This is a genomic window from Abyssisolibacter sp. ZYX002 (genome assembly GCF_056892235.1).
The window spans coordinates 88,056-111,440 of record NZ_JARMXH010000002.1; the positions used below are offsets into that span (position 1 = coordinate 88,056).

25 protein-coding genes are annotated in these 23,385 nt (G+C 29.6%); 3 read left to right on the plus strand and 22 right to left on the minus strand.

Annotated features, from left to right (window positions below):
- Positions 1 to 56: 56 nt before the first annotated feature.
- The 20 genes from P3X86_RS06390 to P3X86_RS06485 form a co-directional block, all read right to left on the minus strand.
- On the minus strand, positions 57 to 326 hold the full coding sequence (locus P3X86_RS06390) for a helix-turn-helix transcriptional regulator (RefSeq protein WP_483291827.1): 270 nt from the start codon (positions 324 to 326) through the stop codon (positions 57 to 59).
- A gap of 375 nt (positions 327 to 701) precedes the next feature.
- On the minus strand, positions 702 to 1,979 hold the full coding sequence (locus P3X86_RS06395; protein ID WP_483291828.1) for a lipase family protein: 1,278 nt from the start codon (positions 1,977 to 1,979) through the stop codon (positions 702 to 704).
- Between the two features lie 395 nt (positions 1,980 to 2,374).
- Complete coding sequence (locus tag P3X86_RS06400) at positions 2,375 to 5,395, minus strand: CBM96 family carbohydrate-binding protein (protein WP_483291829.1); 3,021 nt, start codon at positions 5,393 to 5,395, stop codon at positions 2,375 to 2,377.
- Positions 5,396 to 5,671: 276 nt separating this feature from the next.
- Positions 5,672 to 6,631 carry a DUF4097 family beta strand repeat-containing protein gene (locus P3X86_RS06405; RefSeq protein WP_483291830.1) on the minus strand — a complete coding sequence of 320 codons (960 nt, stop codon included), beginning with the start codon at positions 6,629 to 6,631 and terminating at the stop codon, positions 5,672 to 5,674.
- Positions 6,632 to 6,855: 224 nt separating this feature from the next.
- A complete protein-coding gene (locus P3X86_RS06410; protein WP_483291831.1) occupies positions 6,856 to 7,782 on the minus strand; it encodes a DUF4097 family beta strand repeat-containing protein in 927 nt (308 codons plus the stop codon).
- A gap of 3 nt (positions 7,783 to 7,785) precedes the next feature.
- Positions 7,786 to 8,799, minus strand: a complete 1,014-nt coding sequence (locus tag P3X86_RS06415; protein WP_483291832.1) for a phosphotransferase — start codon at positions 8,797 to 8,799, stop codon at positions 7,786 to 7,788.
- A gap of 346 nt (positions 8,800 to 9,145) precedes the next feature.
- Positions 9,146 to 9,718: an HAAS signaling domain-containing protein gene (locus P3X86_RS06420; RefSeq protein ID WP_483291833.1), complete on the minus strand. Its 573-nt coding sequence runs from the start codon at positions 9,716 to 9,718 to the stop codon at positions 9,146 to 9,148.
- Positions 9,711 to 10,034: a PadR family transcriptional regulator gene (locus tag P3X86_RS06425; protein ID WP_483291834.1), complete on the minus strand. Its 324-nt coding sequence runs from the start codon at positions 10,032 to 10,034 to the stop codon at positions 9,711 to 9,713. The genes P3X86_RS06420 and P3X86_RS06425 overlap by 8 nt, the downstream gene beginning before the upstream one ends.
- Positions 10,035 to 10,317: 283 nt before the next feature.
- Positions 10,318 to 10,482: a hypothetical protein gene (locus P3X86_RS06430; protein ID WP_483291835.1), complete on the minus strand. Its 165-nt coding sequence runs from the start codon at positions 10,480 to 10,482 to the stop codon at positions 10,318 to 10,320.
- 642 nt (positions 10,483 to 11,124) lie between these two features.
- Complete coding sequence (locus tag P3X86_RS06435; RefSeq protein ID WP_483291836.1) at positions 11,125 to 11,277, minus strand: hypothetical protein; 153 nt, start codon at positions 11,275 to 11,277, stop codon at positions 11,125 to 11,127.
- 186 nt (positions 11,278 to 11,463) lie between these two features.
- On the minus strand, positions 11,464 to 12,117 hold the full coding sequence (gene queC / locus P3X86_RS06440; RefSeq protein WP_483291837.1) for a 7-cyano-7-deazaguanine synthase QueC: 654 nt from the start codon (positions 12,115 to 12,117) through the stop codon (positions 11,464 to 11,466).
- 15 nt (positions 12,118 to 12,132) lie between these two features.
- Positions 12,133 to 12,723, minus strand: coding sequence for a GTP cyclohydrolase I FolE (folE, locus tag P3X86_RS06445; RefSeq protein ID WP_483291838.1), 591 nt, complete (start codon positions 12,721 to 12,723; stop codon positions 12,133 to 12,135).
- Positions 12,724 to 12,725: 2 nt separating this feature from the next.
- Positions 12,726 to 13,394, minus strand: a complete 669-nt coding sequence (gene queE / locus P3X86_RS06450) for a putative 7-carboxy-7-deazaguanine synthase QueE (RefSeq protein WP_483292536.1) — start codon at positions 13,392 to 13,394, stop codon at positions 12,726 to 12,728.
- 8 nt (positions 13,395 to 13,402) lie between these two features.
- Positions 13,403 to 13,822, minus strand: coding sequence for a 6-carboxytetrahydropterin synthase QueD (queD, locus tag P3X86_RS06455; protein ID WP_483291839.1), 420 nt, complete (start codon positions 13,820 to 13,822; stop codon positions 13,403 to 13,405).
- A gap of 2 nt (positions 13,823 to 13,824) precedes the next feature.
- Positions 13,825 to 14,595 carry an acyl-CoA dehydratase activase gene (locus P3X86_RS06460; RefSeq protein WP_483291840.1) on the minus strand — a complete coding sequence of 257 codons (771 nt, stop codon included), beginning with the start codon at positions 14,593 to 14,595 and terminating at the stop codon, positions 13,825 to 13,827.
- Positions 14,595 to 15,593 (minus strand): 2-hydroxyacyl-CoA dehydratase family protein, encoded by a 999-nt coding sequence (locus P3X86_RS06465; protein ID WP_483291841.1) that lies wholly within the window; start codon positions 15,591 to 15,593, stop codon positions 14,595 to 14,597. Before P3X86_RS06465 ends, P3X86_RS06460 begins: the two co-directional genes overlap by 1 nt.
- Before the next feature lie 464 nt (positions 15,594 to 16,057).
- Positions 16,058 to 16,183: a hypothetical protein gene (locus P3X86_RS06470; protein ID WP_483291842.1), complete on the minus strand. Its 126-nt coding sequence runs from the start codon at positions 16,181 to 16,183 to the stop codon at positions 16,058 to 16,060.
- 159 nt (positions 16,184 to 16,342) lie between these two features.
- Positions 16,343 to 16,471, minus strand: coding sequence for a hypothetical protein (locus P3X86_RS06475; protein WP_483291843.1), 129 nt, complete (start codon positions 16,469 to 16,471; stop codon positions 16,343 to 16,345).
- Between the two features lie 25 nt (positions 16,472 to 16,496).
- A complete protein-coding gene (locus tag P3X86_RS06480) occupies positions 16,497 to 16,628 on the minus strand; it encodes a hypothetical protein (protein ID WP_483291844.1) in 132 nt (43 codons plus the stop codon).
- A gap of 287 nt (positions 16,629 to 16,915) precedes the next feature.
- Entirely contained in the window at positions 16,916 to 17,473 is a 558-nt protein-coding gene (locus P3X86_RS06485) for an HD domain-containing protein (protein ID WP_483291845.1), read from the minus strand.
- A gap of 124 nt (positions 17,474 to 17,597) precedes the next feature.
- On the opposite strand from P3X86_RS06485, the gene P3X86_RS06490 reads away from it, so the two are divergent.
- The 3 genes from P3X86_RS06490 (at position 17,598) to P3X86_RS06500 (ending at position 20,217) form a co-directional block, all read left to right on the plus strand.
- Positions 17,598 to 18,062: a Dps family protein gene (locus P3X86_RS06490; RefSeq protein WP_483291846.1), complete on the plus strand. Its 465-nt coding sequence runs from the start codon at positions 17,598 to 17,600 to the stop codon at positions 18,060 to 18,062.
- Between the two features lie 606 nt (positions 18,063 to 18,668).
- Positions 18,669 to 19,421, plus strand: coding sequence for an ABC transporter ATP-binding protein (locus P3X86_RS06495; RefSeq protein WP_483291847.1), 753 nt, complete (start codon positions 18,669 to 18,671; stop codon positions 19,419 to 19,421).
- On the plus strand, positions 19,411 to 20,217 hold the full coding sequence (locus tag P3X86_RS06500) for an ABC transporter permease (RefSeq protein ID WP_483291848.1): 807 nt from the start codon (positions 19,411 to 19,413) through the stop codon (positions 20,215 to 20,217). Before P3X86_RS06495 ends, P3X86_RS06500 begins: the two co-directional genes overlap by 11 nt.
- Positions 20,218 to 20,333: 116 nt before the next feature.
- Here P3X86_RS06500 and P3X86_RS06505 read toward each other — a convergent pair whose 3' ends face one another.
- Together P3X86_RS06505 and P3X86_RS06510 are read right to left on the minus strand one after the other, a co-directional pair.
- On the minus strand, positions 20,334 to 22,520 hold the full coding sequence (locus tag P3X86_RS06505; protein WP_483291849.1) for a sensor histidine kinase: 2,187 nt from the start codon (positions 22,518 to 22,520) through the stop codon (positions 20,334 to 20,336).
- Positions 22,521 to 22,701: 181 nt separating this feature from the next.
- Entirely contained in the window at positions 22,702 to 23,385 is a 684-nt protein-coding gene (locus P3X86_RS06510) for an anaerobic ribonucleoside-triphosphate reductase activating protein (protein WP_483291850.1), read from the minus strand.

Consider the following 23,385-nt stretch of genomic DNA (forward strand, 5'->3'; position numbering starts at 1 on the left):
CTCATTTCTTGTTTACTATAATGCACTGTATTTTTTCTTAAGAAGATTAATAGCTTTTATTTTTCACGTTCTCTTAATGCTATTAAGCTGACTAAATCAACTGGTTTTTCATCTAATACTAAATTCATCACTTTACTTTTGTTAAATATAGCACATATTGCTACTGCAACTGACCAGTTTAGTTTTTTACGCCCTTTCTCAATCTCTATTAAAGATTTCTTGGATAGTCCTATAATTTCACTCATCTCATCCTGTGTAAAATCGTTTTCTAATCTTATAAGCTTAATATTTCTTGATAATAAATCAATTAATTCTTCTTTTTGCATATTTAAACCTCTGTTAGTATATTGTCATAGTGTAATTTTACACTATTTTAAATTTTATATCAATAATGTTCTAAAATCTTTAAAAAAACTGTAATATAAAAATAGGGATACTCATTATTTTGAGCTAGCCCTATTTTTACTAGTTTTAATTTTACTTTTACAATATATGTTTTATATAATTGATAAGTATATTATTTCGTATTTATACAATAAAACATACTTCCACTTTCGCTATTATGGTTTCCATCATATTGTATTACGTCTATTTCACCACAAGGGTATAACTTTCCTTCGCTTAATTTAATTCCAAATTAAGATTAAACACATAACTCAAATAGTTTTTTTACTTTTGACAAACTACTTGAATCTCATTTCTTATAAATCATTTTTAAAGCTTTTGCTCCAAGCTTCCTTTTGCTTATCGTAATATTTATGCCATATACCTGTTTCATTTTTTCTATTATAGAAAATATATAATCTATCATTATGAATTACTGTAGTGATATAATTAATTTTTGTACTTTTATCTACTAGAATTTGATTTGACCATTTACTACCATCGTAGTATTTATAGTATATATTGCTTCCATCTTTACCATTATAAATTAAGTAAATGTTGTCATCATAAGTCACTGCATTTAATGCTCTGCCTGTCATCACTTTATCTAATTTAGTATTCTTTGACCATTTATTGGCATCAAAATGCTGATACCATATGTTTTCACCACCTTTTTCATCATGAAATACATATAATTTGCCTTTGTATTCACAAGAAGCAACTACATCATTATTTCTAGCTTTTGGTTTATTTTCTGAGCCAAGACTTGGTGCTGGGCTAGGTGTTGGATTTGGGTTAGGGTTAGGGTTAGGATTTGGGTTAGGGTTAGGGTTAGGATTTGGGTTAGGGTTAGGATTCGGATTTGGGCCTGGAGGTAAACTCTTTTTTATTTTATCGATGTATTTTTTTATATTATGATCATCGTGATTAAATATATTATCAATAGGCGGATTTGGTTCATCACTAGAATCATCTGTTATTAATTTTCTTAATATCCCCATTTCTTTAATTTTATAGTAATATCTTCCCACGTGAAAATATTTCCTAGCTGTGCTGACACCTGTTTCAAATCTTGGATAAAGAGTTGCTGGATCATTGTTATATACAAATCTATAATATCTTCTTCCTATTATATCTGCGTAGTTTTTAAAACTTTCATTTCCTATACGTGGTTGGCCAAAAGTATATAATCCTGTAAAATTAAGATTTCCCATATTCAAACCAGATAATAACCCAGTTGCTCCTCCTAGCCCATATCCAGTAATCCACATAGGTTTTCCATCAGTTTTTACTTTATTGATTACATCACTAAGATCTTGTCTAATATTATTTAAGGAATCAAATATTGTGCGATCAACAACTCCATCATTATGATTATCAAATCTAATCAATTCTCTTCTTGTTCTCACGTACTTTCTTAATGATGCACCTCTAAATGCAACTATGATGTAATTGTTACTTGAAATTACTATGCACGAAAGGTATCTATTATTCGAGTCATCATCATCTTGTTCAAAAATTATATCGTATTCTAAGTTCCATTTTCTCATCTGCGATGATATAACATCTTCGCCTTTATCAAATAGTTCACACACCTTAGCTAAAAGGTACGCATTGTGTAGATTAAACTCTCTATCTTGGTAACGAAAATCAAAAACATCAGAAGTATTATTATTAACTGTATCTGCTGAATAAGTTTGTGAACAAATTAAAATAATGATTATTAATAAGCATATATGCCTTATTGATTTTTTTATAACAAAACACTCCTTTTTTATTTTTTATTGAACATTTCCTAAGAAATATTTATATTTGAAATCTTTGTTCTTTATTATGTTACCTACCATTTTCTATTTGGTATAATTTATGTCATTCTGTTTTATCTCGTTCTCAAATATACTTATTCCTGTTTGTAATATGAAATATATATCAAAAGAGAGCAAAATTGTGAATGTAAACTGCTCTCTTTTATCTATTCTATGTTCTGTTATTAATCTGAGTATTTAACAATTAATTTAGGAGGAGTACTAGAGTTCCTATCATATATATATGTCCACGCTGAATGCCACGGTTGATAGAATCTAAATGTCATTTTGTTATCCACATCATTCCTTTTAACAAAATTTGCTACTACATTGGTAACATCTATTGTATCCGTAGTTGTCTTGTCATATTCTATACTACTTGCAATCATATTGTACTCATCCCAATGCTTAGCTTCATTACCATTTACTCTACTCTCTGCCCAATTGCTTGCATCTATATCTTCTCTGATTGCTATAACTGTTGGATCTCCTACTTTTATTGTATATTGTAGCTTGGCACTTATAATTTTTTTGCCTATTAATTGCTCCATACCAAACTTCATAAAAGTAGTTTTAGAGTTTTTCGAATCTGCTTTAGAGTTATAAATCTGTAGGATTGACTCTGTTCCATAATTATATTTACTATAATCTCCCCATTTTACGTAAGAATCTTGTTCTGGTTTTAACTCTAATGTCTTCTCTTCAACTTTTACGTCTTTATATAATATTTCTAATTTAGGCTTATCACTAGTATGTCTTGATTTAATTACAAACCAATCACCAGAATTTGTATAGATTCTAAATGTCATAAGATTATCTTGGTCTGTACTAGCCAAATAATTTTTTATACCATCTGTAATATCTACTTTTACATATCCATTACTTTGTATTCTAAATGATTTGACATCCTTGTTATCATCCCAATGTTTTGCAATATTCCCTGTGAGAGTGTCTTCCTGCCAATCTATAGCATCTCTATCCTCTTTAACAACTATGTCTACATTGCTCCCAACATCTGTGACATCAAATACTAAATATGCTTTAAAAATGTCCTTAGTAGGTGTTCTCAATGGTGACATATCAAATTTCATGAATACATGTCTAGCGTTAATACTAGATTTGTACATTTCTAAGTTATTACGTCTATAATCATCGTAATGGTAATTTTTACCGATATGATCGCCCCAAAGGACATATGAATCAGCTACTGGTACTATATTCTCTGTCTTATACTCACCCCATTTATTACTTGGACGTCCACCTTTAAAAGCTACTTCTTTAAAATGTAGTCCGGCTGTACCTCTAAAATAGATTATCACTTCTGATGCTTCATAATCGCCCTCAACTGGTATCTCATACCAATCACTCAATCTGTTCTGTTTGAATTCAAATCTTCCTATATCGTACTCTGTACCATCATCCTTTTTTATCTTTACTTCAAATGGTACTGTATCAGTGTATGAGAAGAAGTTCAAGTAAACTTTGCTTATTATAACATTATTATTAAACTCGACCTTGAGATATTTATCTTTTATATTCTGGCTTTCTGTACCCGTCCAAACATTTTTATCTATAAACTCTATACCTTTGTGTCCATCAATATTTGTCTCTGCACTTTTTATGTCTTGGTTAATATATATTTCATCTCTATTAAAATAGTTCCAATATAGATTTTTATTTAGAGTTTTCATAGTTTCCCAAGAAAGTCCTATATTTTCAAAATTAATTCTATTAGCTGCATCTACCACATCGACATCTCTAATACCACCTTTAGATTTGTCACCCATAAAGTAATCTAGTCCCACAAAGTTAACTACTCTATTAACTCCTGCGTCCTTCATTCTTTTATTGAATTCCTTAACTAAATCATATATCCTTCTGCCGTTGTTATTTTGTTTTGCTGCCTCATATGATCCAGCAGGAATATTGTCATCATTTATAGGATCAATTTTTAAGACTCTATATGGAGCATTTTTATATTCCTCTGCTTTCTTATCATCAAAAATAAGATGTGCTATTGAAGCTTTATAAGGTTTATCACTTCCGCCAGCTGGATTGCTAAATGATGTATTGTCTGTGTTTTTTACACTAGTTGACGGATCCCCTTTTATCTTATTGTATGTTGGCAGTATTAACACTAATCTTTTATTCTGTAAAACCATCTCTTTTAATGCTGGCCATTCTTTCATTGTCTTATCATGAAAGTCATCTCCTGGGTAAAACATATACTCATGCCTTTTATCCCAAGCAACATTATCATCTCCATAGTAGTTTATTACTTGAGATAATAATCCATTTGATTTTAGGTTGTCAATATACTTATCAATTAGATAATAGAACCTATCATCATCTGTATTTAAAGTGCCAAACACTCCATCATATAAATCACTAACTCTTATAACTGCTATTTCATTTGGATTATTGTCTAGGAAATCTTTTATGCTGTTATTTATAGTATTGATAGATGTTCGACCAAAAAAGCCTATTCTGTGATAACTCTCTACTATATTCCAATCGACTTTGATATCTCCTAATATATCTTTCCAATCCCATTTAGGTTTCTTCCCACCTGTAAATATCGATTTGAAGCCTTCCCATGCTTTTTCAAATGCATTTTTTATCAAAGACCCTATTCCTCCAGTTATAGTCTTAGTAGTGATCATACGAGGACCTAAATCTACATCTATCATCCTAATACCTCGTCCTAACTGGTCTCTAATGCTTAATTTATGGTTTTCGGTATTAATTGTACTTCCTGCTTCTACTATACCAAGTCCTAAATCATCCACTTCTTCTTTACTTAAATAATTTGAAATGTCGGCATCACCATCAGGGTCATTAGAAAATGAGTTATGTGTAGCAGGCCATAACATATCGTTAAAATGTTTATCAAGCATACCTAGTGTCAATAGAAAAGAAGTTTTGGTGATACTAGTAGTGTCTTTTCTATTAGCAAGCTCTGTGAATGCTTCATTTATTTGATCATCAGTTACGTCTATTGACTCATTAGTCTTAATATAATTTTTTATTGCATCATACCTCAGATTCCCTTTTTCATGCATTATTGCATCAATAATAACGCTCGAATCGTCATAAATAAGCTCTGCATCGAATTTATCATCAGCATAATCAACTCTGCTCCACATTAATATACTAGCAAATAATATTATCGCAATTACTGTTACTAACGTAGTTTTTTTATTCATAAGTTTTCATCTCCATTCAATGAACTTAATTTATTATTTGTAATAAATTAAAGTTTTATGAATCATCAAATTGATATTTGTTACAATTATTGTGTTGGTTTGGTGATACTATTATCTATTTTATTGCATAGTTTTCTTATATTCTTTGTTATTACATATATTTTAAATCTAAAATTTTAGCAAGTTTCTTAACAAAAAAACCTTAAAACCAGTGATTATCTGGCTTTAAGGCTATATAAATTTTCAGCTACAAAGCCAGTATGTTATCTTTTCCATCTATTTAATACTAACATCACCTGATATTGTAGTTAAGTTTACTTTATTTGTACCATTTCCTATAGTTGCTGATATGGTATTTTTACTACTATTTTTTCCTGAAACATCAGCTTCTAAAGTTCCAGATGTAGTTTTCATGTATAAATCCATGTCGGATTTTTCTGGTACTGACACTTCAATATCTCCAGATATTGAATTTGCTTTAATATCACCATTCATTTTTATCATATTTAGCTCTACATCACCTGAAACTGTTGATGCAGTGACTTTTGCTGATATCTTGTCTATTATTATGTCTCCGCTTGTATTTTTACAGCTGATATCGTCTACTTTACAATCCTTGACTTCTATATCACCTGACACTGCCTTAATACTAAAATCATTTGTAGAAATATCATTTATCTTTATGTCTCCTGATGTGCTATTAACTTTTATATTTTTATAAACACTTTTAGGAACTTCTATATCTAACTTACATTTAAAACTTCTTGATACGAATTTTCCAAATGTCTTTGACCCCTTGTGTTCTATTTCTAATACTATCTTATCATCTTCTCTTTTACATATAAGTTTTGGTTCTTTTCCTTCATTATATCCCTTAGCAGTACCATACAAGTGCGCCTGAAATTTATTACTTTTTGATGGTATTATTGTTATATTTGAAGCAACTGATTCTATAGATATGTCAGTTACACCTTCAACATCATCTATTATTTTTTTATCATCTATTTTGATTTCTTTTCCTGTGTTTTCTCCATCATCTAGATCCTTATCTTCTCCTGATACAACAACATTGCCATCTCCTACAACATAGTTGAATTGAAGTTTACTTTTTATATAATCCCATACTGATGAAAAAAATCCACCCTTTGCACAAGCAAACGTACTTGCAGTAGTTATTGAAATTACCATTACTAATATAGCTGTTATTAATATATTCTTTTTATTTGTTTTACGCATGTAGACACTCCCCTTTTTATTTTAGTTATTGTTTCAATTTTAAGTTTATTTAATTATTATTATTAAGGTGAAAAAGGATTAAGTTTGTTGTATTAAAGTGTTAGTTTAATACTATCATTTACAAATTTATTAATCAATATAGTAGCACTGAGTTTGCTCTTGCATGTCATAATTCAACTAAAGATGATTTTTCATGCTACTTTTTTTCAATAATACTCCTGTTTCTATTTTTTGTTGTTTACATAAATATTACCTGAGACACTACTCAAACTTACATCATTTCCTCCATCTCCAATTGTAATATTAGCCGATTTTTGTTTTTTAGGAATACTCAATGGGCTATATACTGATAGTTCTCCAGATGTTGTGTCCATCTTTAAATCTAAGTTTGAACCATTAGGTATTATCATAGCAATATTACCTGAGACAGTTTCCATCTTTATGCTATCTGTTATCTTATCAAACTCAACATTTAAATTTCCTGAAGTATTATCAATATTCAAGCTACCAGTTATATTAGCTAACTTCACATTTCCACTTACACAATTTGTCTGCACATCCTTATTGGTACACTCTTTGATATCTTGATCCCCAGATACTGTCTCTGCTTTAAAAATATCTGATGTTATGTTTTTGGCTTTAATATTTCCTGACACACTATTTACTGAAAATAGTTTAAAATGCTTTGTAGGTACTCGAATTTCTAATGAAGCATTGAAATATCTACTACCAGAAATATTTGAATTTTTATGTTTAATCTCAATTCTTATATCATTATCATTTTTATTTATTATAAGCTTAGGTTCTTCTCCTTTAACATATCCCTTAGCAGTTCCTTTAAAGTGGATTGATATACTATCTGATGTTGAAGATAAAATATTTATATTTGAGGATACTGTATCTATATCAATATTATTGATATCTTTTAAATCCTTAATCTTCTCTAATGTATCTATATTAATAGTTTGTGGAACCATTTTACTTTCTTCTTTTTTGACTTCATCTTTCTTATTCATAAATCCAATGCTAAAGCCTTTTTTGAAGTAATCTAGTCCTCCTTCTTTAACCATCAATACTCCTGCTATTGTAAACGCACAAATCATAACTACTATAACTATTTTTATATTAAATTTTTTGTTCTTAAAATTCATAATTTACTCTCCTTTTGCATTAAGCCACTTCTCTATTTTTATTATGGAAGTACTATATAATTTTATTAATTTAATTGTATTTATTACTTGCTCTGTTCCCAGTATTTGTTCTTTTTCATCTGTAGACTCTATGCCCAAAGATCTCTTAAGACTGTACTCTAACCAACCCAATTTTCCAGAGAAACAGGCTGTTAATACTGTCTTCCAATCCATCTTAGGTATATCTATTCTCTTTTTATATGCTTTTATGCAGGATAAAAACTTGCTTTCATCAACAATTTTATTCTCATCTTCAGCCCAATAAATAGCCGTTTCTATCAGTTCATGCATAGGATTTATGTAGTTCGATGACTCCCAGTCGATGATTATTGGATTATCATTATTCCACATTACATTTTTAGGATCTAAATCTCTATGACTTATTATCATTTGCTTAGAAAGCAATCTTACTGATGCTTTAGCTTGTTTGTCCCATTCATAAAGTCTGTTCATTATTTCTCTATATTCATCAATCCACATTGCTTTTTTGCCCTTGTTCAAATAGTATTCCCAATCGATTAAAGGTTCATTTTGTAATATATCATTTTTTATATTTAGCTCTGAAAAATCTATGCTATGTAGTTTGGCTAATATGTCTCCAATTTTACGGCAATGCTCTGTATTGATTTCATCAACTTTCAAACTTCTTCCATCTATTAAGTCAAATATTAAATAATGTTGGTTTTCTACGTTTTGAATAATATCATTATTGAATCTTTTAGCTGTTATAGTCGATAATCCATTCTTTAATGCTATAGCAGATATTCTCTCGGCATTTAATGTATGTCTTTTAGCTGTTGGTCTTAACATAATCTGAGGATTTAATGCCTTTATAGCATATCTTCCTCTTGTTGTATTTACTTCATACATTCTATGCAACAGTCCACCTGTTATAGCTTTAGGACTTTCTATAATCTCACCTAGTTCTAATACAGCACATAATGTGTCAAACTGTACATTATATTTACCTTCGTTCATGATGTTCCCCCTTAGTGTTTTTCATTTAGTTATAGAACTCAATGATATTAAATAATATCTTGAAAACTTCGAACTATACTTAATGATTTAAACTAATAGTTTTTATAAACCTTCTTTACAACAAACCTTCACTTATACTTTGATATACAAAGCACTTTTATATTATAGCAAAAATCTATAATTAAGCTCTACCTAAAAATTATGGTTATATCTACTTATATTACCAATTAAAAGTACAATGCTTTGCATTTAATTTATAGGTTAGCTCAATTTCTTTTATAACATAAAAACTTATAGTTACATTAAGTATTTATAATTAATTTTCCTTATAATTTTATACTCATAATCATTCATTTCCTGTGATTATCTTTAAATTTAGTTTTAAATACTTTAATGATACTCTATAGAATAATTTTATTAATGAATATGAACCTACTGATATCAGATACCCTAAGCATGCAAGCCCTATACATAAAAATATATTAATTGCTGGTGTGTTTTGAATATACAAATCACTATAATATTGTGGCATAAACACACTTATTATCAATACTAATATACTAATTATCACTATTGCTACTCCACATAGTAATACTCCAAATACTGCAATAACTATTCCTAAAAAAGGCATAATGAATATAATATTAAAAAATCCAAGACCTATACACGCCATCACAGCTTTGAATAAATTACGTGTTGTAGATTTCTCTTGCGCATTCTGTATCATGTATGTTGCTTTTAATTGCTTTGCTAATTGCTTTGGATTTCCTAGAGAGTTCGCTATCTCAACTTCGCTACGTCCTTTATTAGCTCCTACCTCAAAATACTCCTCATAATCAAATAGTATATCTTTAACTTCTTCGCTGGAAAGTCCCTTTAGATTGTATTTTAGCGAATTTAAAAATTCTCTCTTATTCATTTATAACACCACCTTCTAATATACCATTAACATTGCTAACAAATAACTGCCACTCCTTTGTTAGCTCATTTTTCATCTCCTCTCCTGTATCAGTTAGTCTATAGTACTTTCGAGGAGGACCTTCAGTCGACTCTTTTAAATAAGTAGTCACATATCCATCTTTTTTGAGTCTTCTAAGCAGTGGATATATTGTTCCCTCGGATATGGTTATGTTGTTTGATATCACATCAACTAGCTCATAGCCATAACACTCTTTTTTACTGAGTATGGACAATACGCACAGCTCCAAAACTCCTTTTTTAAATTGTATGTTCAAAATATACACCTCTAATCAATTATATGTGTTAGATATATGATAACACACAGTACCTTTTTATGCAAGGTACTGTTTTATGTTTTGTGGTGAATTTTGTATATCAGGTCAATATTGCTCTTAAATAACAACTATATCTCTTAGGTTCTTTTGATCTTATAAAACACCTTGCGATTATCTTCATATAGTAGATTAGCCTAAACTATAAAAGCTACCCAGAAATTAACTAGGTAGCTTTTATAGATATTTATCGTTTATGTAGCTCTTGTCATCATCTATTCCTATCTTACATATATACGTTGTATAATGGATACTTTTGTCTTGTTTCACCAACAGAATCACCTTCGTGATTAGGACCACACATACACATCGGCCCATGACATACTGGCGTACACATCACTCCGTTTTTGGTAAGTATTGATATTTTAACATTTTTAATTAGTTTTTTCATGTTATCCCCCTCTTATAAATTTTATATTACACTAATAAGATTATTGAATCATTATCTTTGTTCCATATTTTGTACTCGCCCATATTCTCTTCTTCTTAATTCAGAAGTAAGAAACTTATCTTACCACATCATCTCCAACAATTATATGTCTTTTGTAATTATCTAATTTATTATATTGTTATATTATTTATTGAATAAAAAAACTACCCAGTTCAATTATCTTAACTAGGTAACTTTTCATCAATTTCTAATAAACAAAATCATGTGGATATTGCTCTTTTATGTTGATTAATCTATCATTTAAGTCTACATTACATGAACAAAGTGGAATACCACAATTAGATAATACTCCATTTTTAGTTATTGTTGATATCTGAACTTTTCTAATTAGTCTTTTAATATAAATCCCCCCTTGTATTATTTTATATTACACTAATAAGATTATTGAATAATGCTTATTGTTCCATATCTTATATCTTTTATATCCTATTCCTCTTAACACATGCAAGGCACTTACCTTACCACATCCCCTCCAACAATCATGTTTCTTTTATGATACCCAATCTTTATAGTGTTATATTTTTATTTAATAAAAAAACTACCCAGTCAATTATCTTGACTAAGTAGCTTTTTCATCAATTTCTAATAAACATAATCATATGGATATTCATTTCTTCTGTTGCTCTCAGCATCATCTAAGTCTACATGACATAAACAATGTGGAATATGACAAATTGGTAATACTCCATTTTTGGTTAGTGTTGATATTTGAACTTTTTTGATTAGTTTTTTCATACTAACACCCCTTTTATTTTATCTTACATTCATATGATTATCAAATTTTCCTTTTTGTTCCAAATGCATATATAAAAAACTGCTTATCTCAAGCAGTTTCAGGCTGTATACAAAAGCCCAATTTCTGAGTTATTGTTAAAATTTCTGTTGCTCACTTACCTTTTAAGTAATCTCTGCTACTCAATTTTAACATGCCCCTTTAGTTTTCATATATTCGTCATATCCTCTTCTTCTTAACTCACAGGCAGGACATTTACCACACCCATCTCCTATAATTCCATTATAGCATGTCAATGTTTCGTTTTTTACTATATCCAATACTCCTAAATCGTCAGCTAGTTTCCATGTTTCTTTTTTGTCTATCCACATCAAAGGTGTATGGATAACAAAATCATAATCCATTGCTAAATTGAGCGTAACATTCGTAGACTTGATAAATATATCTCTACAGTCTGGATATCCACTATAATCACTTTGAGATACTCCTGTTATAATGTGATTTATTTTATTTACTTTAGCATAAATCGCACCAAATGTTAGAAACAATAGGTTTCTACCTTCTACAAATGAATTCGGTACTCCTTCACTCGATTTTTCATCAACTTCTATATCACTTCTTGTCAATGAATTTGGCGCTAATTGGTTTAACAGTTCCATATCTAATATGGTGTGCTTTACTCCATGCTTTTGACAGATTTTCTTTGCACACTCAAGCTCTAAACTGTGTCTTTGTTTATAATCAAAAGATATAGCTTCTACTACGTCAAATTCTTTCTTTGCCCAAAATAGACACGTTGTACTATCTTGTCCACCACTGAATATTACTACGCATTTTTTCATATGCTCACCTCTATTTTAATTTTTAGTTAATTCGAAAAATCTATCAGCATAGCTATTGTCATGCTTGAACTTTCCTCTAAACGTGGTTGAGACCGTTTTTGCTCCTGGCTTTTTTATTCCCCTAGCTGTCATACAACCATGTTCTGCTCTTATTATTACTGCTACATCTTCTGTACCTACAATCTTTTTAAGAATATATGCTATATCAGAGCCTATCCTCTCTTGCAGTTGTAATCTCTTTGATACCATATCTGCTATACGACATATCTTACTAAGACCTATTACTTTATCTTTTGGTATATATGCTATGGAAATCTTCATATTGTATATAAATGTCAAATGGTGTTCACAATAACTGAATGTCTCTATATCTTTAACTACCACCATATCATTTTCATAGTTATTTATAAAATCTTCTTCGTCAAAAGTTTTATTAAAAATATCAGCTATTTCATCATTTGTATAATTGATACCTTCAAAGACCTCTTCATACATTTTTGCAACTCTTTTAGGTGTATCTATTAGTCCTTGCCTATCAGGATTTTCACCTATTGCTTCTATTATTCCTCTTATGTGCATTTCTATCTTTTTTTTATCTATTGCCATTATTACACACCTCTTTCATCTGGTGACCATATGATTTTGTGTAGCTGTAATTGTAAATTAGTATTATTAAGCTTATTATCTATCATAAACTGCACTATTTCCTTTAGTTCTACGCTATTAAATACTGTACTAAAGTAAACATTCGTCTTACTTTGCAAATCGTATTTATTTAGTAATTCAAGCACTTTACTCAAATCTTTTTTATCACCAATTACAAATTTTATAACATCGTTTTTAGTCAAGTACTTTAAGTTGTCAATATTCATAGCTTGCTCCATACCACTACTTTCTAATTTATAGTCCATAGTGTATGATATATTCTTTCTTTTGATACTTTTAAAATCAGCTAGTAATACACTTCCGTTTGTCTCTATTTCTATGTGCAAACTCTCATCCTCAGATAACAACTCTAAAAGTTCTTTTATGTTTGCTTGTACTAGAGGTTCTCCTCCTGTTATTGTAATATTTCTAACTCCTGTCTGTTTTATATACTCGTAAATTTGTTCTTTGCTTAATTGGTCAGTGTAGGAGTTTTCATCCTTAGCCCATGCCGTATCACAATATGAACAGTTAAGATTACACCCTGCAAATCTTATAAATACGGCTAGCTGTCCACACAATCTTCCTTCTCCATTTATGCTAGTAAATTTTTCAGCTATTTTATACACAATTTGCACCTCTATTCATAATATAATGCACAGTTATTTGGAGTTTCATACACAATCACCTTTTCTACATCATAACCACGACTTTCAACAGCTTTGTAGAAAAATTCGCTAAAACACTCTGCTGTTGGTCTAAAATCTACTTCTAAAATTCTAAAACCTTCATCAAGTAAACACTCTTTTGTTTTTGGCTTTAGGCTGTCTTTTTCTATTATTAAACTATGATCATAGAAATCTAATACTTCTTTAACATCTCTTTTTAGATCACCAAAGTCTACAATCATACCTCTTTTTTCTCCATCTCTATTAAGTGTTTCACTTTTTATAAACACTTCTACGTTCCATCTATGACCATGAATATTTGCACACTTCCCATAATAATCTTTTAAAAAATGTGCACTATCAAAGCTGTGCTGAATTTTTAATCCATACATATCTATCTCTCCCTTAGAAATTTATGAGCATAATAACAACATCCTATTGCTCCATTAAACTGATTTTCTTTTAAAACTACAACTTCTTTGAAATCTTTTTTTAAATACTCTACAAGAGCTTTATTCTTTGAAGCTCCACCCGCCATTATTAAAATAGAGTTGTTTAAATTTGAAAGCATGGGCAATATTCTCTTATACAGCGAGTAATTTACTCCTGCACATAATCTGTCCATACCAATGCCTTCTGCTATCTTCCCAATCAATTCTGACTCTGAAAAAACTGCACAAGTTGAGTTAAGATTTACTGGATCTTTATAATACTCTCCCATATCATCTAACTCTATCTCTAACACATTTGCCATATTCTCTAGATATCTACCACATGAAGCTGCACATTTGTCATTTAATTGTAAGTCGGTTATTATCCCTTTTTCAACCTTTACAGCCTTTACATCCTGTCCACCTACATCAAGCAACGTAAAATCTTTGATACTCGTTTGATACAAAGCTCCATACACATGGGCTTTAACTTCATTAATTGCTTTAAATTCTTTTAAATTAGTATTGTTTCTTCCATAGCCTGTTGATACAGCTTTGTCTACATCCAAGCATCCAAGTTTATTTAAATCAACTACTATTTTACCGTCTCTATAACCACAATAGTTCTTGTAAAACGAAACAGTGCTTATTTTCTCTTTGGAAACAATCTCTAAGTCTTTCATCGCAACTATCTTTACTTCTCTACTGCCTAAATCTATTCCTAAACACTTCATCAATACACCCCTTTTCTATCTAGGAGCATGTCTGTAAACGCCTCTAATCTGAGTTTTGTTCTAGCATCTAACTCGTTGAGTTTGTCACCTTCTATATTTAAAACTGGTACATCTAACTCTTTGTTTATAACTATATGCTCTATTGCCTTATGACAAAAGCTTTGGGTATAATGTATGACTGCATCTATTTTTCTATGTGTAATTTGCTTTTTGATCTCTTCTAACCTAAACATCACATCATAAGGATAGGTATAATCATAATATTGTTCATATATATTTTTAGCTTTGTGGTGCCTTGGAAAAGCAAACTCTCTTTGCACCTCATTATAAACTACTCTTGCGTCTAATGTTTCTAAAAAACCATATATATCCGCTGTCATTGGTGGCACCCCTATATATGCTAATCTCAAATTTTGCTTTAGAGGTTTTCTATTTTCTATTTCTTCTCTTTTCTTTATGATATCTTTTTTAAATTCTAAGATATCACCATTAAAATCACTTAAGCTGATTTGATACAAATGATTTTCAAAGCCTGTTGCTTTATTATCTATATATGTTAGTTTATCTATATCAATTGCTAAATCTCTTATTTCGCCTAGTTCTTTACGTATTTCTTCTATCTTTTTTGAATTTTCCCCAAATAGTTTGGTGAAGTTATCTATCTCGTTTTTGACTAGACTTAATCTTCTATCTGTCGGATATGAGAATGGATATATTTTTATTCCCTTATTTTTAAGAACCTCTACCAGTGATTTGGTATTGGAACAATCTCCACCTATTACTCCTACTATTTCTTTAATCCCTTTTTCTATACAAACTCCATATATCCCCTTTATCCAAGCACAAAGACTTTTAGGAAACCCATCTTTCTCTGCAATATCTATATAATGATGATAATCATCTGAAGTAATAAATTCATTATTTAAATCAATAACTTTGTAATCTTCAGCTAATAATACTTCTATAGGTACAGTAGTTGTAATCCCTATTTTTTTCATAATACTTCCTCCTTTGTAACCTCTGTATATTATTTTGCACAAAAAAAGGGCATAATAGCCCGTAAATTTATCCTTACATCAAAAATAATACAATAAAATATATTATATATTGCAGATATAAGTAACGGCCTAGTTTTGTTTCACGACAGGAGGTTTACGAACTGTCTATTCTGTTTTACAGTAATGTAGTATATCATATTTAACTCATGTATTCAAGTTAAATAAAATGATAAGAGACCATCTAAAATGATGGTCTCTTAGGTTGATGACAAAGTCATCAAGATAGCAGACTATAGTAAAAGTTCAATTTCAAGGCGTGTTAAAATTGAGTAGCACAGCTTACTTAGAGGTAAGTGAGCAACGGAAATTTTAACATGGTCGCAGAAATTGGACCATCTAAAACGATGGTCTCTTACTGTCTATAATTTTGCTATCTTTATTACTAAACTTTGTTCTTGTAACTTTTACATATGTCTTGGTGGCAACCTATAATTTATAAACTCAAATTTATTGTCACAAAAACACATTGCACAATAGCTTGCAGTTAAGGAATTGTTTTGCCTATTAGTTCTTTTATTTAGTTTTTTCATTAATATCATCCTCCTTTTTTTAAATTTATAGTTATATTATACCATTATTTTGCAATATTTTAAACATTATATTTTATATATTATACACATTTAGATGATTCCAAAAAAGAAGGTCCTCATCACCTATTCTTAGTTTGATGAGACACCTTCTATTTTCAGCTAACTAGGGTACTTAGGTACTACGTCACTATCTTTTCTAGCTGACTTCATAACACACATGCACCAAACGCACAAATCATTAAATAATGGATTAGAATAATAAGTGTTCTTTTTAAAGAGTTTACTCAATATTTCACATCCTTTTTAATTTAATCTACCAATCAAATTTCGCATCACGTATACCCGCCTCTGAATCATCTACGTGAACTATTCTACAATAACAAGGACAACCATTCATTACTAATGTTTCTACATTTTTATGGTATTTTTTAGTTAATCTTTTCATATCTCACCTCCTTATTGTATTTATAATAATTTAATAAAATTTTGGTGGAAATAAACTGCTCTTTGAATCATGATAATTCAAACAATAACAAGCTAAGCAATAACTTGCACATAGAGAACTTTTTTGTCTGTAAGCTCTTTTACATAGTTTTTTCATACACCTTCATCTCCTTTTTATATTTTAGTTAAATTATACCATTTTAGTCTTATGAATACAATTTTTAGGAAATATAAAATCACTGGATACTATATGCCCAGTGATTAACTATTATTTATTTAATTTATTAACTAAATCAAGCTCATACCTTCTTGTTCTAACTCTTTTTCTCTCAACATTAATGCATCTAGTACTGTTTGTATATGTTCGTTTAAATCTACACCCAATTCCTCTGCTGATCTTTTTATTTGCTCTCTATCAACTGCTCTTGCAAATGCTTTGTCTTTCAATTTCTTCTTGATGGATTTTATTTTTAATCCCTCAAATTTGGTTGGCCTAACTAATACACATGCTATTATAAAGCTTGATAATTCATCTACTGCATATAATGTCTTTGCTAATTTTGTTTCTCTTGGTGTATTTGTATCATCAGAGTGCCCTTTTACTGCCATTATGAATTCGTCATCATATCCTAATTCTTTTAATATTTCTATCCCTATTAATGGATGTTCTTTTGGATGTTTTTCAAAGTCAATATCATGCAATAGGCCACAAGCCCCCCATCGCTCAACATCTTCTCCAAATTTTTTTGCATATCCTCTCATTGAAGCTTCTACTGCTAAGCTATGCTTCATTAGGCTATCTGCACTCACATATTTGCGTAGTTGATTCATAGCCGATTCTCTCATGAATATTCCTCCTAAACAATTTAGATTACTTTATTATAACACATAAATATAATAACATGTACATTTTAACTTCACACTAAATATACTATAGTATAGCAACAGTTTTTGAAAGGAAGTTGATTTTATGCCTCATAATATTGAAGCTATTAAATATCAAACTGCTTGCCTTATGAATAAATATCTTGCTAACTTGCATGTTTTGAATTTAAAAATTAGAAATTATCATTGGAATGTTGTTGGTCGAAATTTCTTTGATTTTCATAAAAAGCTTGATGAATTATATGAAACTTTAGGTGAAGAAATAGATCTCTATGCTGAGCGAATATTAATGCTTGGTTATAAACCTGTTGCATCTCTTAGAAATGCACTTGTTATGAGCTGTATTAGAGAAGCAAATAGTGTCAACCATAGCGCTCCATGCATAGCAAGAGATCTAATCTGTGATTTTGAAATGTTAAATGAGCAAGTACGCCATATCGCAAAAATAGCTGGAGAAATAAATGACGAATATACAACTACACTTATAGGTGATTCAATGGGATTCTATGAAAAAAATATATGGATGTTTAGAGCTTATCTAACATCCTAAACTTAAGGAACTGTCTAAATAGACAGTTCCTTAGGTTGATGACAAAGTCATCTAAATAGCAGACTGTAGTAAAAGTTCAATATCAAGGCGTGTTAAAATTGAGTAGCAGAGCTTACTTAGAGGTAAGTGAGCAACGGAAATTTTAGCTACAACGCAGAAATTGGGCTTTTTTCTACAGTCTGAGGAACTGTCTAAATAGACAGTTCTTTAAGTTTATAGAGATAAGTATATAGTAAAAATTTTAACAACACAGATTGGATTTTTTTCTGCAGTCGAACAGACTGTAGTAAAAATACAAGTTCAAGGCGTATCAAAATTGAGTGGCGGAACTTATTTTAGAGATAAGTGAGCAACAGAAATTTTTATAACAACGCAGAAATTGGATTTTTTTCTGCAGTCGAACAGACTGTAGTAAAGATACAAGTTCAAGGCGTATCAAAATTGAGTGGCGGAGCTTATTTTAGAGATAAGTGAGCAACGGAAATTTTTATAACAACGCAGAAATTGGATTTTTTTCTGCAGTCTGGGTCTCAATAAACAATCTCAATTCATATAATATCTTAAACCTTCTAATACATAATAAAACTTAAACTTTAGGAGGAGAACATGAATAAGGCTTTAGAAGTTATAAATTTATCTATGTCATATCAAACTTTAGAAGATGAAATATATGTACTTAAAAACATAAATTTTGATGTTTTTGAAGGGGAAGTTGTAGTTATTGTTGGTCCTAGTGGTTGTGGTAAATCAACGCTTTTATCACTAATATCTGGACTACTATCACCATCTTTTGGCAATATCCAAATGCACAAAAAGGTAGGATATATGTTTCAGAAAGATTATCTATTTGAATGGAGGACCATCTTAAAAAATACGTTAATTGGGCTGGAAATACAACACAAAGTAACTGATGAAAATATTAGCTATGCAAAAAAGCTCCTTTTTACGTATGGTCTTGGTGATTTTATAAACTGCTTTCCTAGTCAACTGTCAGGTGGTATGCGACAACGTGTGGCATTGATTAGAACTCTAGTAACACGACCTGATTTTCTACTATTGGATGAACCTTTCTCAGCGCTTGACTATCAAACTAGGTTAGCTATTGCTGATGAAATAGGCATTATTCTTAAAAAAGAAAATAAAACAGCTCTTATGGTCACTCATGATATCTCTGAAGCTGTTAGTTTAGCAGATAGAATAATTGTTCTAAGTAATAGACCTGCTAGTATTAAGGATATTGTAACAATTAACTTGACTTGTCCTAATGACATAAGAACACCTCTTAATAGTAGAGAAGCTCCAGAGTTTAAATATTATTTCAATAAAATATGGAAGGAGCTAGATGTTCATGTCAGATAATAAACAATACTCTAAAGAACACATTGATTTTGTCAAAAAGCACAATAGAAGAAAAAAAATAATACTTTTTACACAATTGATTATACTCATAGCTATCATCGCTTATTGGCAATTAGCTGCTTCATTTGGTATAATGGATACATTTATGACTAGTTACCCCTCTGCTATTATAAAGCTTATGATACGATTATTTAATCAAGGGTCACTAATTAATCATATATGTATATCTTTATTAGAAAATATAGCAGGTTTTACTATTGGTACAATTTTAGGTATTTTGATTGCTATAGGTCTATGGACTTCGTCTTTTGCGTCAAAGGTCTTAGATCCATACCTTGTTGTTTTTAACAGTTTACCTAAAACCGCTCTAGCACCTATTATTATACTGTGGGTTGGAGCTGGTTATACTGGTATAATTGTAACTGCAATTTCTATTTCTATTATTGTTACAATAATGAATGTATATAATGCATTTATACAAGTGGATGAAAATATCATTAAAATGCTCTATACTTTTGGTGCTTCTAAGTACCAAGTATTTAAGTTAGCTGTATTTCCATCAAGTATACCTTCTATTATAAACTGTCTTAAGATAAACATTGGACTTTCTTGGGTTGGTGTAATAGTAGGTGAATTCCTTGTTTCTAAGGGTGGTATAGGTTATCTAATTGTTTATGGAAGTCAAGTTTTTAAGATGGATCTAGTTATGCTAAGTGTTATTATTCTTGCTATTTTAGCTTCTCTTATGTATAAATTTGTTTCAATTATTGAAAAAAGGTTTATAACAAAAAAATAATCTAATTAAAAAAATGACCTATTTAAATGGTCATTTTTTAATAGGGGCCATATTGTATCACATGTCTTCATACAGCCCCTTCTATAATGCAGGAGATTTAATGGACTAATAAATTATTAATTGCAATAAATATCGGATAACTCATGGTTTATCCTTTCTGCCACTATACTCGGATCTTTTAGTTTTATATTTTCAACTTCATACTTAACCTTACTCTGATTATATGGAATTTCAATATAAAATGTTGTTCCTACGTTTACCTCACTTTCTACACTAATTTTTCCGTTGTGTATATCAATAAATGATTTTACTAGTGTAAGACCTATTCCACTACCAGCGATACTTTCCCTTCCAGTTTTATTGAATCTAGTAAATCTCTCAAATATATGATTTAGCTTTTCTTTTGGTATCCCTGAACCTGTATCCTTAACCATTATTTTTATACTTTCTTCTGTACATTCTAAACTAACTGTTATCATGTCACCTGATTTACAATTTTTGATTGCATTTGAAAGTAGATTTAATATGGTTCTCTCTATCTTTTCTACGTCTACTGATACTATTTTCTCTTCAACATTTGTATCAAATACTATCTCTATACCTTTGTTCTCAACAAATTCTACTACTGATGTTACTAAATCTTCTACAAGCATTACTATATCTATACTTTCAAGGTTAAGATTTAGATATCCTGTATCACTTTTAACTAAATCTGTTAAATTATTAATCAACCTCAATAATCTAAAGCAGTTTTGGTTCATTATAGACAAATATCTTTTAATTTTTTCTTCATCACATACACATGTATCTTCATAGAATTTACGTAATAATTGCACCACTCCAAGTATAATATTAAGTGGAGTTTTGAAATCATGTGATAAATTTGAAAATAGCTCTTCCTTTAATTTGTAGTCCCTTATTATCTGAGATACTAAATCAGCATTCTTCTCTATTATTACTTTCATTTTTTCTTGTGCTTCGACGTATTTAGTTATATCTCTAATAATCACCACTGTCTTAGCATTAGAAATATCATCTACAAATGTTGAATAAGCAATTTCTACATTTCTTTGTTGTCCATCGTCACATGTTAACAGCACTTCTATATAATTGCTCTCTTTCTTTTCCTTTAAATCTCTTAATTTATCATGATAATCAGGTTGTATAAATGAAAGTAAATTTCTACTTAATATTTCTTCTCTGTTGTTTGATTTTAGCATTTTAACTCCAGCTGGATTCACATATGTTATTACACCATTTTCTGTAGCAAATATAGCATCTGGTAATATTTCAAAGAATATCCTATACATTTCTTCGCTCTTTTTGATATCTAACTCTATATTTTTTATATTTGTTATATCTTTTGAACGTATTATAGCAACCTTTTTGCCATTTATATGAGCATTATCTTTCTTTAAAATCACATGCCTAGTATTACCCTTACCACATAAAAATGAATGTGTTACTTCTTCATTTTCTTTACTGGACTCTAATTTTCTTACTAAATCTTTATTTAAACATACCTCATAAGGTGTCTTGCTAGTTAATTCTTCACTTGTGCAATTGAGCATTTTTGTCAAATCTTCATTCGCATATAGATGTTTGCCAAATGTTCCGTCTTTGTTTATTTCTATTATTGTGTAGTTATTGCTGATTTTATCTATTATCTTTTTAATATTTTTTTCGCTATCTAAAAGTAACCTCTCATCTTCATCTATAGTGATATACGCATATCCATAAAGAAATTGTGATTCTATAGTATTATCTCTTTTTAGTGAGCCTTTTACTCTAGATTGCTTCCAACTATTTCCGTAACCCTTTATTCTTATATCTATTTCAAAGTATTCATCAACAAACTTTAGATTATTTTCAATTAAATCGGTAATTATATATCTATCATCAGGGTGAACTAAAAATAATAAGTCATTTAATGTTTCTACATATCCAATCTGTGAATCTGCAAAATAATCAGCATGTCTATAAAATATCTTGATTTTTTGTTGTCCTAAATCGAGTATCCATATATAGTTTGCATTATTATTTAGAACATGAATAAAATCCTTTTCAAAGTTAGTCCTAAATGACTCTATAGATGTTAGCCCAACAAATATATAAGCCATTGCTACTACTATAATATTAATTATTAAATTAGACTTAGGAATTGAGAAGTACATAAAGACTAGTATTGTTAATAATGGCACCATAAATTTAACTGTGTTTTGAAATGTTTCAAATAAATTAATGCTAAAAAAAGAATGTGTAGAACTCTTTTTAAAATCATTAAATATTTCCATAATTCTCATTTTAATAATCTCCCTATTATATTTTATAATTGTAGTTAATAATATATTTCTCTACATACCATTATTTCCCTTTATTTTTATTGTTTTTTTCTATTATTGTTAAAAAATATAATGTTTTTACATTAGTTTTATAAGAAAAAAATTATTGACTAAACTAATCGTTCTGTCAATAATTTTTGTTTTATCTTATTATCAATGTATTAAAATGATGCTTTATTTTGTCTTTTATACTAAGTAACTCTTTGTCTTTGTAAGGATTTAGTTTTTCTTTTCCTATTAAAACACTTTCACTATCTCTAAAATTTTGCAACACATATTTTTTAGCACCTCTAATATGTTCTGCTATGTCTATAATATCTTTTTCACTGAGTAGCTCTCTACAAACAGTGGTTCTAAATTCGTAATCTACCTCAGAGTTCTTTATTATTTCTATGCTATTTATTATATCTTCTATTTTTATATTTTTGTTGGCTATTGTTTCATATTTGTGTATTGGTGCTTTCACATCCATTGCAATATAATCTAAACACTTCTTTGACAATATCTTTTTTATTAACTCTGGATTTGTACCATTTGTGTCTATCTTTGTTAAAAAACCTAACTGTTTTACCTTTTTTAAAAAGTCTAATACCTCAGGATATAGCGTTATTTCTCCTCCTGATAAACAAACTGCATCAATATACTTCTTTCTACTATTTAAATAATCAAATACGTATCTCTCATCATATTCTATATCCCAATCGCCTAAAAGCTCTGAGTTATGACAATAATCACATCTAAAATTACATCCCTTAACAAAGAATACTGTAGATATTGCATCAGGATAATCTATAAATGAACTCTTTATGTGTCCACTAAAAATCAT